This is a genomic window from Leptolyngbya sp. FACHB-541 (assembly GCF_014695875.1).
Lineage (GTDB): Bacteria > Cyanobacteriota > Cyanobacteriia > Elainellales > Elainellaceae > JAAUTN01.
Genome location: NZ_JACJPC010000146.1, coordinates 101,115 through 113,948, shown reverse-complemented (window position 1 = coordinate 113,948; position 12,834 = coordinate 101,115). Strand labels below are relative to the sequence as shown.

Sequence of the window (12,834 nt, the reverse complement as noted above, 5' to 3'; positions counted from 1 at the left end):
TTGAGAAATTTCAATTAGGATGGCTAGCCGATCATAGGCTCTTAAGTCAAAGAATTTATGTCAAAAGGTAGAAAAAACGGAGAATAAAAGCAAAGAACGGAGATTTTCGGGAATTTAAGCTTGTTGGTCATTTTTTTTGTCGATAGTATTGAGATTAAGACTTTTTAAACCTTTACTCGGCTAGGTCATTCTATTTATTATGGACATTAAGCTGATCAATATCGGTTTTGGTAACATCGTATCCGCCAACCGAGTGATAGCTATTGTGAGTCCAGAATCCGCCCCTATTAAACGTATCATTACTGACGCTCGCGATCGCGGACAGCTTGTTGATGCTACATACGGTCGTCGTACTCGGGCAGTGATTATTACTGATTCTGGTCACATTATTCTTTCTGCAATTCAACCCGAAACCGTTGCTAATCGTTTTGTGGTTAGTAAAGACGGTGCAAGCGATGATTAAAACTGATTTTTTTGAGCGGTTGCTACTTCCTAAAGCGCTCATAAAACATTCAAGGTGAGGGCATAAGTTTGACCCAGAATTTGAGGCGGTATTAACTAACTTAGTGCAGTAAAACTATATTTCTATTTAACTGCAGCGTTGCTTACCAAAGCATTTTAGGTCGTGCTGAAATAGACTAGCGATCGCACTCAACCTATTAAATCACCTACTCCTAACTCAACTTTAGGAAAAGCCGAACCCGAAAAACATTCCCTTGGTTGAAACGTTTTGATAGTTTGATATCCATCGGATGGACACTTCAGATGGACATTTTGGTAGCTCAGGCACTATCGCTTAAAAGTGTGTTGCCTGAAAATGTGTTTTGAGCAGGCTACGAAATTTTCACAGTAGCATTGGTACTGAGATTAATGTCGCAGTGTTCCCACACTTGCCCATCCATTGCCATTTGTTCAATTTGGCTAGCCAGGCGCAAAGCTTTAAGGGCTTGTTCCCCTCCTACCGAAGGTTGGTTTCCCCCTCGAACACAGTGGACAAAATGCTCTAGCTCAGCATGAAGCGGTTCAATATTGCTGGTGTAAACTTTTTCAATTAACCCATCCTGCCGATAAAGCACCTGCCCATAGTCCGTCAGGCAATTTGCGGTCGTTTGGCGGTGGATCAGGATCTCATTGTTGAGAAAATCTGCCTCAGTCAAAGAATTTTTGCAGTGAGCGGCAATGCGGCGAATCTTTCGATGCGTTACCTTGCTAGCCGTTAGGGTTGCAACGATGCCATTAGCAAAGCCCAAGGTAGCAGTCACATAATCTAGATAGCCTGAATCTGCTGCTCGACTGCCACTAGCTGTCAGCTTGGCGATGGGCGCACCTGCTAGCTCTAGCAGCAGATCAATATCATGAATCATCAGATCTAGCACGACCGAAACATCGTTGGCTCGGTCAGAATAAGGGCTCATGCGATGAGCCTCTAATGCCAGCAATTCTTCAGTATTCAGCACTTTGCTGAGTTCCTGAAAAGCAGGGTTAAAGCGCTCTATGTGACCGACCTGCAAAATACAGTGTGATTCCGCAGCAGCGTTGACGAGTGATTCGGCTTCAGCAATGCTGGCGGCGATCGGTTTTTCGATGAGTACATGCACGCCTGCATGAAGGCAGGTCAGTCCTACGACGTGGTGCAACAGCGTTGGAACGGCAATGCAAACCGCATCAACATGTTTGAGTAACTCGCGATAGTCTTCAAAAAAGCGGGCGCGATATTTGCTAGCAGTATCTAGACCTCGCTCAACGTTTACATCTGAGACACCTACAAGCTCGACATCTTTTAGCAGACTGAGAACTCTAGTATGCTTTTGTCCCATGCTGCCGACTCCGATCACACCAACCCGAATGGGCTCAGGTTGGCTGCGCTGTAAGTGGGAACTGGCACACCCCACAGAGGTACTCTCTTGCACTCCTGTTGTCTCCTACACCATGAAATCACGCCGAAAAAGTGACTGCTGTGCAGTCGTCAGACCAACCAGATAGTATCACGATGGTCTTTATATAAAGAATTCCGAAGTTTGGTTTAAATCGAATACGGTGCTTCCATTTATTGTGCAACGTGACTGACTTTGCTTTACTAAAAATGTGTCAGTTTTCTTCCTGGCTACGCTTTTCTGTTTGTGACGCAATTGAGATTGAGGGGATGCGTTACTCTGAAGAGGTAGATAGCGATCCTCTTGACGTCATATTCTGCTTGATCCGGTGTAATGATTTAGAAAAGTCGTCCCTCTGGCAATCGCGTAGGACGATCTTGGCTTAGGCTAAGAGTGATTATGTATTTGTCTGCACCTCATGCCCCTGACCATCCTTGTTGCTGATGATGATCCTGGCACTCGTTTGTCAATCAGTGACTACCTCGAACTTTCTGGATATTTAGTTGTTTCGGCTGAGGATGGTCGAAAGGCTTTGGCTATGGTCGATCAATATCAGCCCCATCTGATTGTGACAGATATCACAATGCCGCAGATGGATGGCTATGAATTAGTAAGACAGGTGCGCCGACAGCCAGCGTTTCGGCTATTGCCTGTGATTTTTTTGACCGCTCGCACCAATACTCAAGAGCGAATTCTAGGCTATCAGCTTGGCTGTGATGCCTATTTGCCGAAGCCTTTTGATTTAGAAGAATTGGGAGCCGTAATTCGTAACTTGCTGGAGCGGGTGCAGATGATTCAGCTAGATTGGCGAATGCGACCGCCCACCACAGAAGCCGAAAGTCCACATCTACCAAACGAACAACCTAAGTCAAGTGCGATCGCCATTGCCCTCGATCTCACTCCTCGCGAATGGGAAGTGCTAGATCTGCTAACGGATGGGCTTTCTAACTCTCAAATTGGCGATCGCCTTCACCTAAGTTCGCGCACTGTCGAAAAATATGTGAGTAGCCTGCTCCGCAAAACCGAAACTAACAATCGAGCCGAGCTAGTACGGTTTGCGATGGAGCATCACTTGGTGGAGTAGGAATGAAGGACGAATGAAGGACGGGAAATGAACCGCTTCATATCTCATCCTTTACCTTCTCCAGTAGCCCCTCACAGGCATCCAGCAGCAAATTGATCACATAATTGAAACCTTCAGTGCCGCCGTAGTAAGGATCGGGAACTTCCTGATCGGGATGATGGCGGCAAAAGTCGCACATCAGCTTAACCTTGTCGCCATATTGTTCTTTGAGGTCGAGCGTTAAGATGTCGCGACGATTTTCTTTGTCCATCGCCAAGATCAGGTCAAATTTCTCGAAATCTTCAGGATGAAATTGACGAGCTTGACCGGTGAGGGTGATACCGCGTTTGTTGGCAGCAGCGGACATGCGGCGATCGGGTGGGCTGCCAATGTGGTAGCTAGAGGTGCCAGCCGAGTCGCAGACAATCTGGTCACTCAATCCTTCCTGCTGAATCAGATGATCCATGATGTTTTCCGCAGAAGGAGAGCGGCAAATATTTCCCAGGCAAACAAATAGTAACTTGTAAGGCATGAAAATCCTATAAATGCTATACTCGCTTCAGGTTTAAGGGCATGTAGCTCAGTGGATAGAGCATCAGGTTCCGGTCCTGAGGGTCGGGGGTTCGAATCCCTCCATGCTCGTACTTTACAAGAGATTCGCACGTAGAAAGTCAATGAACTGGCGGGCAGTGCGACCCGATCGCCCATTGTGACGGGTTGCCCATTGCAGCGCCTGATATTCCAGTTCCTGGGCTGTCAAGGGAATTTCTGCCAAACTTGCCAGGTGATGCACGATCGCCAGATAGGTCTTTTGATCTGCAGGTTCAAAGGTGAGCGTTAAGCCAAAGCGATCGCTAAACGAGAGCTTTTCTTGCACCGTATCCCAGCTATGAATTTCGTCTGCGTCGCTGGGGCGGGGGCGATCGCCAAAAAACTCACGAATCAAGTGCCGTCGATTAGAAGTGGCGTAAACCACCATGTTCTGCGGTCGAGCTGTTAGGTTTCCTTCGAGAACGACTTTAAGCGCTTTATAAGCGTCTTCATCTTCCTCAAAGGACAAATCGTCTACAAAGATAATGAATTTTTGTGGCACTCCTCGCAACTGATCCACTATGGCAGGCAAATCTTGAAGGTCAGCCTTTGCTACTTCAATTAGCCGCAAGCCCTGCTCTGCATAGCGAGTCAACATCGCCTTCACCAGCGACGATTTGCCCGAGCCGCGACTGCCATAGAGCAACACATGCAGCGCTGGATAGCCCGCCAGCAGCGCTTCTGTGTTCTTAATTAACGCCTCCTGCTGCGCCTCGTAGCCCGTCAATTCCTTAAGTCGCACCAGGTCGGGACAGGGAATTCCTGTGAGCTTGCCAAACTGCCAACGTGCAGCGCGATATTCAGAAAACAGTCCAGCTCCAGCTTTGCGGTAATAGGCAGCTAAATCTTCTAGCACGCCTGACCAATCTTCAATGCCTTCTAGCTTGACCCATAGTGGTAGCTTGCGAATACCCCCTAACCCCGCCTGAGGATGTCCCGTGCGAGTTTGATCCCAAGCTGTTGGGGCAACGGGTAGTGCTGCTGCTGCCTGTACCCACTGGCTAAGTTGCTGACTACTACAGGCATAGAGATGTTGCAAAACCTGTAAATCGTGCTGGGCAGCCGCCAGTAAGGGTGGCGGCAAGCTAGCTAAATCGGTTCGCTGAGCCTGCTGGCTAAAGGGATTTTCAGCCCGGAGGAGCTGCGTCAACAGGTGATCTTGCCAGCTTTGCCGCTGAATCGCCAGAGCATTAAACCAATCGCCATAGGCTCGAAGACAGTTTATGCCGTCGGAGTCAGGCTGTCGCAAAGCTTGCAGCAGGTTAAGAAAAGCTACTCCAACTTCGCTGCTAAGGACAGACTGGTAAATTAGCAAAGAAGCGGCTTGCCGCTGAAGAAATTGAATTGGGTGAGTGACTTGGGCATCCATTTCATTACTGTAAATGGGCGCGTGTTACTCCGCTAGAATTTAACCCCTAAATCCTTAAAATCCAAAAAATCCAAGAACCTATGAATTTAGCTATTGTGGCAGCGATCGCCTACGGCATTCTCTCTATCGTGGGCGGCATCATCGGCTACGTTCAGGCGCAGAGCAAAACTTCTCTTATTTCGGGTAGCGTCAGCGGCGCACTGCTGATTTTGGCTGGCATCTTGTCCTTGACTGGAATTAGTGGAGGGCTGTGGCTAGCGGCGATCGTGACGGTTGCACTCATCATCGTTTTTGCAGTGCGGCTATCCAAAACGCGTAAATTCATGCCTGCTGGACTCATGATCATTGCTGGAGCCGTAGCATTCATTCCCATTCTGCAAAACTTGTAGGGAGTGATGGCCGTCTGGTCATAGCTCTTCATCTCTTACTTTCTCATCCTCCATCCTTCCTCTCTATTGGCCGATATTCCCTTATCCCTGTGGGCTGATGAAGATCTAAGGCACAGTGAGAACAATAGAGCTGTACGCAAAAGCACGAAACACAGCTTGCTGGATGCAGGTTGGAAACCTGTTAGGCAGAAGGAGAAAGTTATGACTATTGGTCAATACGGACGTGCTATTGGAGTCTTCTCCAGTCGTCAAGATGCAGAAATGGCTCTGCAGGAGCTAAGAGATGCAGGTTTCAACATGGATCGGGTTTCGATCATTGCTCGTAACGCGAAGGGCAAAGATCAAATATCTGATGCTGACATGAATCCGAAGGAAGAGCAGGTGAAAGGCGGAGCTGGAGCCGGAGCCGTTGCAGGTTCTGCCACTGGTGGACTGCTGGGCTTAATCGGTGGATTGGGAGTTTTGGCAATTCCCGGAGTTGGACCTGCTGCTGAAGTCGGTATTGTGCTAGCTAATACCCTGCTAGGCAGTGGAATTGGTGCCGCCGGGGGCGGTTTGGCCGGTGCGTTGATTGGTTGGGGAGTTCCCGAAGAGCGGGCGCAATACTATGGCGATCGCCTCGAACAGGGAGACTACGTTTTAGTTCTGGAAGGTTCGTCAGACGATGTCCGCACTGCCGAAGCGATTTTGAACAATCGAGGAATTCGGGATTGGGACTTCTATGGCATTCCGGGAGCTGTTGGGAACCCCGCTGCGGGTATCAGTAACCCAACGCCAGGACGATTCTAGTATTGGGTGCGTCGGATAATAGCCAATAGGTCGGGGCACCTTTTGTCGGTGCCCTTATCTGCTTTTGCCTTCTCGATCCTCGTCCTTCTGATGATCTCTAGTTAGAAAACAGCGCTTCTACAAGCCGCTGAATCTGAGAAAGCTGATGCGTTGCCATGACGGTAATGCGAATGCGGCTAGTAGGTACAGTGGGCGGACGGATAGCGGCAGCAAAAATGCCCTGCTCTTGAAGATGCTGGCCAATGGCGATCGCCTTTTCTGCATCGGACACTTGTAGGCAAAGAATGGGTGACTCACTAGGAATCAGTTTGAAGCGATTGGGGAAAGTATTACTTGGGCGATCGTGGATCTGTTGCTGAAGCTGGTGAACGTTTTGCCAAAGCTGCTGACGGCGTTCTGGCTCTTGCTGAATGATAGCGATCGCCTCTAGCGCAGCAGCAGTATCAGCGGGAGATAGCCCAGTAGTGTAGATCCATCCGGGCGATCGGTTTCGCAAAAAGTCGATCAGCTCTGCACTGCCCGTTACATATCCGCCCAGGCTACCCAACGCCTTGCTCAAGGTGCCTACCTGAATTAGCGATCGCCCAGTGCAACCAAAGTGCTCGACACAGCCCGCCCCTGTTTCCCCCAAAACGCCCGTCGCGTGAGCCTCATCGACCAGCACCATACAGCCAAACTGGTCTGCCAGATTTAACAACTCTGGCAGCGGACACAGATCGCCATCCATGCTAAAAACGCTATCGGTGATGATCAGGCAACGTCGAAAGCGATCGCGCTGCTGCGCCAGCTTCGTCTGCAAATCTGCCAGGTCACAGTGAGCATATTCCAGCACCGTTGCCTTGCTGAGAACTGCCCCGTTTTTCAAGCTAGAGTGGTTGTATTCGTCCGATAAGACCAAGTCCCGTTGCCCTACTAGAGCAGCAATTGTCCCCAGGTTTGCCAGATAGCCAGAGCTAAACACCAGCGCGTCTTCAGTTTGCTTTAGCTTGGCGATCGCCCCTTCTAACTGTCGATGCAATGATCGATGTCCGGTGATTAAGCGAGAACCTGTACTGCCCGTGCCAAACTCCTGAGTCGCAGCGATCGCCGCCCGGATCAGCCGCTCATCTGCCGCCAGCCCCAGGTAGTCGTTACTGGCAAAATTCAAGACCTTGCGTCCATCTAGCTTGACCACTGCACCTGATCGCCCCTCTACCGTCCTGACAGCGCGATACCAATTTGCCCGTCGGATCGTCTGCATCGCTTGCCCAATCCAAGCATAAGGACTTGCCTCATCCCTCATCCTTTATCCCTCATCTTCTCATCTCTCATCCTGCCAAACCTGCTTGCCTCAATACATTAGCAGTCCAAGAGTTTTGTTTATGATGAGAGGGATTTCACCCCATCGCCCTACCACCGCTCGCCTATTATGCTGCTTGACTCTACCCAATCTGAGCAACTGAAGCCCAACTCCCCCCCTGAACCGATCGCCTTGCCGTCTCGATTTTCGCCACAACATCGAACGATCAGGCCCATCGGGGTTTATGCCCTGCATGGTCTAGCTGCAATGGGAGATGACCTGATTGCGGTTGATGCAGTGCGAGGCTATTTGGTCAAGGTCGATCCCGCCAGCGACAATACCACAGTCCTTAACCCTCACAATGTGCAAGATTTTCTTGATGCGGCGGGTCTAGCGGTGTGGGAGGACACAATCTGGTTTACGCGAGATCACGATGTCTTTTCGTGTACGTTAGCTGACCCTACGCCCAAGCATTTTGCCACCTTGCCTTATCCAGCGGATGGTGTAGCGGTGTGGCAGTCTACGGTGTATGTTGCTTGTCAAAAGTCCGGCTACATTCTCATTTTTGACCGTCGAACCGGACAGCAGATTACACGGTTTGCTGCCCCCGGTGTGGGAGCTGAAAACCTGTCCGTGCGGGATGAAGAACTGTGGGTGTGCGATCGCACCGAGCAAACGGTTTACTGCATGGATCGAGCCACTGGAGAAGTCAACTTCAGCATTCTCACCCCGTTTGACTCCCCTTCTGGAATTGCCTTTTACACCGATTCCCAAACCCAGGAAACAATTCTCTACGTTGCCTACGCTGGGGAAGAAGCATACATTCGGGATGATCCTAACTCCGAAGATCCTTATCAGCTTAGCTTTCGCGATCGCACCTTTATTCACCCGCTGCATTTCCACGTTGACAAAGACAAGCATTACGCTCTGTCAAACGGCTACCTGATCGAAATGTCTTATATCGAAGAACTGCTGCCGCTAGAGGAAGTGCAGGTTAACGGTTTAGAGTGGCGGATTGCCCTGCCCGCAGACACACCACGCCAGACCGTAAAGCGGGTTGAACCGATTGGAATGCCCTTTCAGGAAGAAATCCAGGAAGGACAGCGTGTTGCTGTGTTCAAATTCGACTCGTTGCAACCTGACGAGGGGCGACTATTTGGCTGGAAAGCGCTGCTAGAAGTCCGTGGAATCAAATATCGCTTTACCTTTGATGACGTTGACCGGGCTCCGGCGCTATCGGCTGAGTTTCAGTCGCGCTATCTGGTGGATGATGATGAGTTGGCGATGGATACGCCCGTCATTCAAGCCGCTGCACAAGAGGCGATCGGCACCGAAACCAACCTGCTGCGTAAAATTCTGAAAGTCCGCAACTACGTTTACGATCGCCTTTCCTACGGCATCAAGCCGCACATCGACACCCCCGACGTAGCTTTGGAACGCGGTGTTGGCTCTTGCGGTGAATATGTTGGCTTGCTGTTAGCGCTAGCCCGAATCAATGGCATCGCCTGCCGAACGGTTGGTCGCTACAAATGTCCACAACCCGCCGATCGCCAAGGAGTGCCTCTGCAGCCTGACTTTAACCACGTCTGGCTTGAGTTTTACGTTCCTGGTTTTGGCTGGCTACCGATGGAATCCAACGTGGATGATGTGATCGAAGGCGGTCCTTACCCTACACGCTTTTTCATGGGTCTGCCCTGGTATCACGCCGAGATTGCCAAAGGCATTCCCTTTGAGACTTTAAAGACTCCAGATGCCAGCTTTGACCTGTCAATTGGCGACCTGGCAATCAACCACATTCGCTTCACCATTTTGGGAGAACTGGCTCCTCCCACCTGATCTCTGAATCAAAACTAAAACCCATGTACTAATCCAATCCTTGCCGCCATAATAAAAGCACATCTGCAACGTTGAGGAACTCAATGGCTCTAACTGCCCAGGAACTAGAAAAACTGATGCCAGATGCCAGTCAGCTTTTGAGTGATGAGCCGGAAATGGAGAGTTCGCTTCACTATATGCAGCTTTTGCTGCTAGTTACCTGTCTAGAATGGCTGTGGCGTGACCAAAACGATTTCTTCATTGGGGCAAACCTGACGATCTACTTTAGTCGGCAGCAACTCAAGAACCGGGACTTTCGAGGACCTGATTTCTTTTTGGTAAAACAAACTGAGAAGCGATCTCGTAACGCCTGGGTAGTGTGGGAGGAAGATGGCAAATACCCCAACCTGATCATTGAACTGCTCTCGAACTCGACCGCTACAGTTGATCGCAATTTGAAGAAAGTTCTCTATCAGGATCGGTTTCGCACTCCTGAATATTTCTGGTTCTCGCCAGAGACTTTTGAGTTTGAAGGGTTTCGGCTGAACGGACATGAGTACCAAGCGATCGCCCCCACTCATCAAGGATGGCGCTGGAGTGAAGAACTGGGCTTATTCTTAGGAGTCGAGACAAACCAGCTACGCTACTTCACGTTAGAAGGGGAAAAAGTGCCAACGCCTGAAGAGGCAGCAGCGCAAGCAGCCATTCAATCTGAGCGAACTTCAGCTCAACTAGAGCAAACTTCGGCGCAGCTAAAACAAGAACGCCAACAGCGAGAAGCTGCTGAGCAGCAAGCAGCAATCCTGGCAGAACGGTTGCGATCGCTTGGGATTGATCCTAATCAACCGTAGCTTTTAGTGAATCTTGTGAATTCATCCTCTTAAGTTTTGGCAAAATTCATGCGACTGAGAAATACTTGAAGACGCTCGCTCTTCGGGTAGGTCAACACCTGCCGGGCAGCACCTTCTTCCTCTACAAAGCCCTTATTCAAAAACAGCACCCGATGGGCGACCTCACGCGCAAACTGCATCTCGTGGGTGACAATCACCATCGTCATGCCCTCTTCAGCCAACTGCTGCATGACAGTTAGCACCTCGCCTACCAATTCTGGGTCGAGGGCGCTAGTGGGTTCGTCAAACAGCATAACTTGCGGCTTCATACACAGGGCGCGGGCGATCGCCACCCGCTGCTTTTGCCCACCAGAGAGCTGGTCAGGGTAAGCCTCTGCCTTTTCTGACAGCCCCACCTTATCCAGATAAAACCGCGCCAGCCTGGAGCTTTCCTTAGCAGGCTGATTGAGCACCTTGCGCGGAGCTAGAGTCAGGTTGTCTAGCACCGTCATGTGAGGAAACAGGTTGAACTGTTGAAACACCATTCCCACATTGGCTCGAAGCTGCTTCAGCTTTCCCGTACTGAGATCAGGGTGCGATAAATCAATGCCATTGACGATTAGCCGCCCCCCGTTGATTGCCTCAAGTCGGTTAAAGCAGCGCAGCAGGGTGCTTTTGCCACAGCCCGACGACCCAATTACGGCAACGACCTCACCTGGGTTGATATAGCCACTGATGCCATTTAAGACTTGCAGTGCACCAAATCTTTTTTCTACTTGCTCAAAAATAATTGCTGGGGCAGCGCTATTGTTATCTTTCATCTGGATTTAGAAGTCTTCTGATGAGGGAGGGATTCTAAAGTTGCTCTCACCCTTAATAGTTGCTAACACACTTAGCGTTGCTAGATAGATGGAATGACTACCAACACGCTAGTTTTTAGTTTGTAGAATTAGGCGATCGCAATGTGGATTGTAGATAATTCTTCACCTTGCGATTCTTGATGCCCGTTTAGTCTTGAGTTTGAATCTAAAAGTCTAAGCCGCTACCCGTATTGGTGTGAAGGTTACGGAGAAATACCTTGGTATGAAAAAAGTTGCTCGTATGTTCAAGTTCACTCGATCTCAGTTTTTGCGCCAGTTTGCCCTTGGTTTAGTTTGCGTTTTCATGATTGCCGCTTGCGGCCCCAATGGGGAAGAGGCTCCCGAAGCAACAGAAGGGGGTACTTCAGAAGCCGCTGCCACGACGCTAACCGTTGCCACAGAGCCAGCCTTTCCACCTTTTGAAGCTCAGGCTGAAGGCGGCGACTATGAAGGATTTTCCATCGATTTGATGAATGCGATCGGGGAAGCTGCCGGATTCACCGTCGAGTTTCAGGCGCTTCCGTTTGATGGCATCATTCCCGCTCTGCAAGCTGGAACAGTAGATGCTGCAATCAGCTCCATGACCATCACCGCAGAACGGGCACAAACCGTCGATTTTTCTCGCCCCTACTTTAAGGCAGGGTTGGCGATCGCCGTTCCAGAAGACAACACCGACGTTACCTCCCTAGAAAACCTGGAAGGCAAACGAATTGCGGTACAAATCGGCACAACAGGCGCAGACCAAGCAGCAGAAATCGAGGGAGCGACCGTTAGCACCTTCGACTCAGCCCCACTCGCCCTGCAAGAGCTAGCAAACGGCAATGCTGATGCTGTGATCAACGACGCTCCGGTTACACTCTACGCAATTCAAACTGGCAACATTGGCGGTGTAAAAGTCGTAGGGGAACTGGTCACCGAGGAGTTTTACGGCATTGCCCTGCCCAAAGGCTCACCCAATGCCGAAGCGATCAACTCTGGTCTAGCTACCATCCTGGAAGACGGTACTTACGAGGAGATCTACCAAAAATGGTTTGGTGAAGCTCCACCCGAACTTCCCGAAGAAGCCCCACTAGAATAGGCAAATTTGTAAGCCTCAATGTGTAGGTTGGGTGCAGCACAGCGAAACCCAACACACTCGTATCTCTGTTGGGTTTCGTGCCCTCACCCTACACCTTACTCACGCACTTAATGGAATCCCCCCGTGCTTGAATCCTTAGAAATCATCCTGGATGCCCTCCCTAACCTACTGCGCGGCGCACTCGTAACCCTTCAACTTACCGCCTTGTCCGTTGTGTTAGGCATGGTCGGCGGCTCTCTGATCGGCATTGTCCGGTTGTCTGCGTCGCCCATCGTCAGCTTGGCCGCAAGGGCCTACATCGACTTCTTTAGAGGTACGCCCTTACTGGTGCAGATCTTTATGATTTACTTTGGTCTGCCCGCCGTGATTACCAACATTGCCGACCGACAGTTTTCCTTCGATCGCCTCACCGCTGCTGTATTAGCGCTCAGCCTGAATAGCGCCGCTTACATTGCCGAAATTGTACGAGCCGGGATTCAGTCGATTGAACTAGGGCAGAAAGAAGCCTCTCAGTCACTAGGGCTAGGGCCAGTTCAGACAATGCGCTACGTGATCTTCCCGCAAGCCCTACGCCGCATGATTCCGCCTTTAGGCAATGAGTTCATCACGCTGCTCAAAGATACTAGTCTGGTCGCAATCATTGGCTTTGAGGAACTGTTTCGTCGCGGTCAACTGATTGTGGCGCAGAACTATCGCTCATTTGAAATTTTTGCCGCTGTTGCGCTGGTTTACCTGGTGCTAACGCTGCTGTCCTCCCAGGCATTTAGCCGGATAGAGCGCTGGATGAACCCCGTAGAACGAGCCAGAGCAAAAGCTGTACCGCCACTTAATCCAGTTTCAGCCAGCGGAGATCATTTGTCGTAGGCTGCGTAAGTTGCTGCGTTCAGAGTCCTCTAA

The 12,834-nt window shown here is 50.3% G+C and carries 11 protein-coding genes, 1 tRNA gene and 2 pseudogenes; 9 read left to right on the top strand and 5 right to left on the bottom strand.

The window, feature by feature from the left end; translation table 11 throughout:
- Window positions 1-199: 199 nt before the first annotated feature.
- Window positions 200-463: a DUF370 domain-containing protein gene (locus tag H6G00_RS32520; protein WP_190642661.1), complete on the top strand. Its 264-nt coding sequence runs from the start codon at window positions 200-202 to the stop codon at window positions 461-463.
- Window positions 464-833: 370 nt separating this feature from the next.
- Here the strand turns inward: H6G00_RS32520 and H6G00_RS32515 are convergent, their stop codons facing one another.
- Window positions 834-1,910 (bottom strand): Gfo/Idh/MocA family oxidoreductase, encoded by a 1,077-nt coding sequence (locus tag H6G00_RS32515; protein WP_190799900.1) that lies wholly within the window; start codon window positions 1,908-1,910, stop codon window positions 834-836.
- A gap of 382 nt (window positions 1,911-2,292) precedes the next feature.
- Here H6G00_RS32515 and H6G00_RS32510 point away from each other — a divergent pair, with 382 nt between their 5' ends.
- Window positions 2,293-2,958, top strand: coding sequence for a response regulator transcription factor (locus H6G00_RS32510; RefSeq protein ID WP_190642659.1), 666 nt, complete (start codon window positions 2,293-2,295; stop codon window positions 2,956-2,958).
- Window positions 2,959-2,995: 37 nt separating this feature from the next.
- Here H6G00_RS32510 and H6G00_RS32505 read toward each other — a convergent pair whose 3' ends face one another.
- Complete coding sequence (locus H6G00_RS32505) at window positions 2,996-3,469, bottom strand: low molecular weight protein-tyrosine-phosphatase (protein ID WP_190642658.1); 474 nt, start codon at window positions 3,467-3,469, stop codon at window positions 2,996-2,998.
- Between the two features lie 37 nt (window positions 3,470-3,506).
- On the opposite strand from H6G00_RS32505, the gene H6G00_RS32500 reads away from it, so the two are divergent.
- Window positions 3,507-3,579 (top strand) — tRNA-Arg (locus H6G00_RS32500).
- A gap of 4 nt (window positions 3,580-3,583) precedes the next feature.
- Here the strand turns inward: H6G00_RS32500 and H6G00_RS32495 are convergent.
- Complete coding sequence (locus H6G00_RS32495) at window positions 3,584-4,897, bottom strand: ATP-binding protein (protein ID WP_190799899.1); 1,314 nt, start codon at window positions 4,895-4,897, stop codon at window positions 3,584-3,586.
- Between the two features lie 80 nt (window positions 4,898-4,977).
- Here H6G00_RS32495 and H6G00_RS32490 point away from each other — a divergent pair, with 80 nt between their 5' ends.
- Complete coding sequence (locus H6G00_RS32490; RefSeq protein WP_190686904.1) at window positions 4,978-5,286, top strand: TMEM14 family protein; 309 nt, start codon at window positions 4,978-4,980, stop codon at window positions 5,284-5,286.
- A 201-nt stretch (window positions 5,287-5,487) separates the two neighbouring features.
- Window positions 5,488-6,075 (top strand): general stress protein, encoded by a 588-nt coding sequence (locus H6G00_RS32485; RefSeq protein WP_190799898.1) that lies wholly within the window; start codon window positions 5,488-5,490, stop codon window positions 6,073-6,075.
- Between the two features lie 97 nt (window positions 6,076-6,172).
- Here H6G00_RS32485 and bioF read toward each other — a convergent pair whose 3' ends face one another.
- Window positions 6,173-7,357 (bottom strand): 8-amino-7-oxononanoate synthase, encoded by a 1,185-nt coding sequence (gene bioF / locus H6G00_RS32480; protein WP_190799897.1) that lies wholly within the window; start codon window positions 7,355-7,357, stop codon window positions 6,173-6,175.
- A 126-nt stretch (window positions 7,358-7,483) separates the two neighbouring features.
- Here bioF and H6G00_RS32475 point away from each other — a divergent pair, with 126 nt between their 5' ends.
- On the top strand, window positions 7,484-9,190 hold the full coding sequence (locus tag H6G00_RS32475) for a transglutaminase domain-containing protein (protein WP_190799896.1): 1,707 nt from the start codon (window positions 7,484-7,486) through the stop codon (window positions 9,188-9,190).
- Between the two features lie 83 nt (window positions 9,191-9,273).
- Window positions 9,274-10,020 carry a Uma2 family endonuclease gene (locus tag H6G00_RS32470; protein ID WP_190799895.1) on the top strand — a complete coding sequence of 249 codons (747 nt, stop codon included), beginning with the start codon at window positions 9,274-9,276 and terminating at the stop codon, window positions 10,018-10,020.
- A gap of 29 nt (window positions 10,021-10,049) precedes the next feature.
- Here the strand turns inward: H6G00_RS32470 and H6G00_RS32465 are convergent, their stop codons facing one another.
- The gene (locus H6G00_RS32465; protein WP_190642651.1) at window positions 10,050-10,820 is read right to left on the bottom strand and encodes an amino acid ABC transporter ATP-binding protein; all 771 of its coding nucleotides are present in this window, start codon (window positions 10,818-10,820) and stop codon (window positions 10,050-10,052) included.
- A 280-nt stretch (window positions 10,821-11,100) separates the two neighbouring features.
- On the opposite strand from H6G00_RS32465, the pseudogene H6G00_RS32460 reads away from it, so the two are divergent.
- Window positions 11,101-11,928 (top strand): annotated as a pseudogene (locus H6G00_RS32460) (basic amino acid ABC transporter substrate-binding protein); the annotation flags it as partial.
- Window positions 11,929-12,069: 141 nt separating this feature from the next.
- Window positions 12,070-12,801: pseudogene (locus tag H6G00_RS32455) on the top strand (amino acid ABC transporter permease); the annotation flags it as partial.
- Window positions 12,802-12,834: the final 33 nt, after the last annotated feature.

Coding starts and splice junctions, on each gene's coding strand:
- H6G00_RS32485 (WP_190799898.1), top strand. CDS start 5,488: ATGACTATTGGTCAATACGGACGTGCTATTGGAGTCTTCTCCAGTCGT.
- H6G00_RS32495 (WP_190799899.1), bottom strand. CDS start 4,897: ATGGATGCCCAAGTCACTCACCCAATTCAATTTCTTCAGCGGCAAGCC.
- H6G00_RS32475 (WP_190799896.1), top strand. CDS start 7,484: ATGCTGCTTGACTCTACCCAATCTGAGCAACTGAAGCCCAACTCCCCC.
- H6G00_RS32505 (WP_190642658.1), bottom strand. CDS start 3,469: ATGCCTTACAAGTTACTATTTGTTTGCCTGGGAAATATTTGCCGCTCT.
- H6G00_RS32465 (WP_190642651.1), bottom strand. CDS start 10,820: ATGAAAGATAACAATAGCGCTGCCCCAGCAATTATTTTTGAGCAAGTA.
- bioF (WP_190799897.1), bottom strand. CDS start 7,357: ATGAGGGATGAGGCAAGTCCTTATGCTTGGATTGGGCAAGCGATGCAG.
- H6G00_RS32470 (WP_190799895.1), top strand. CDS start 9,274: ATGGCTCTAACTGCCCAGGAACTAGAAAAACTGATGCCAGATGCCAGT.
- H6G00_RS32520 (WP_190642661.1), top strand. CDS start 200: ATGGACATTAAGCTGATCAATATCGGTTTTGGTAACATCGTATCCGCC.
- H6G00_RS32510 (WP_190642659.1), top strand. CDS start 2,293: ATGCCCCTGACCATCCTTGTTGCTGATGATGATCCTGGCACTCGTTTG.
- H6G00_RS32490 (WP_190686904.1), top strand. CDS start 4,978: ATGAATTTAGCTATTGTGGCAGCGATCGCCTACGGCATTCTCTCTATC.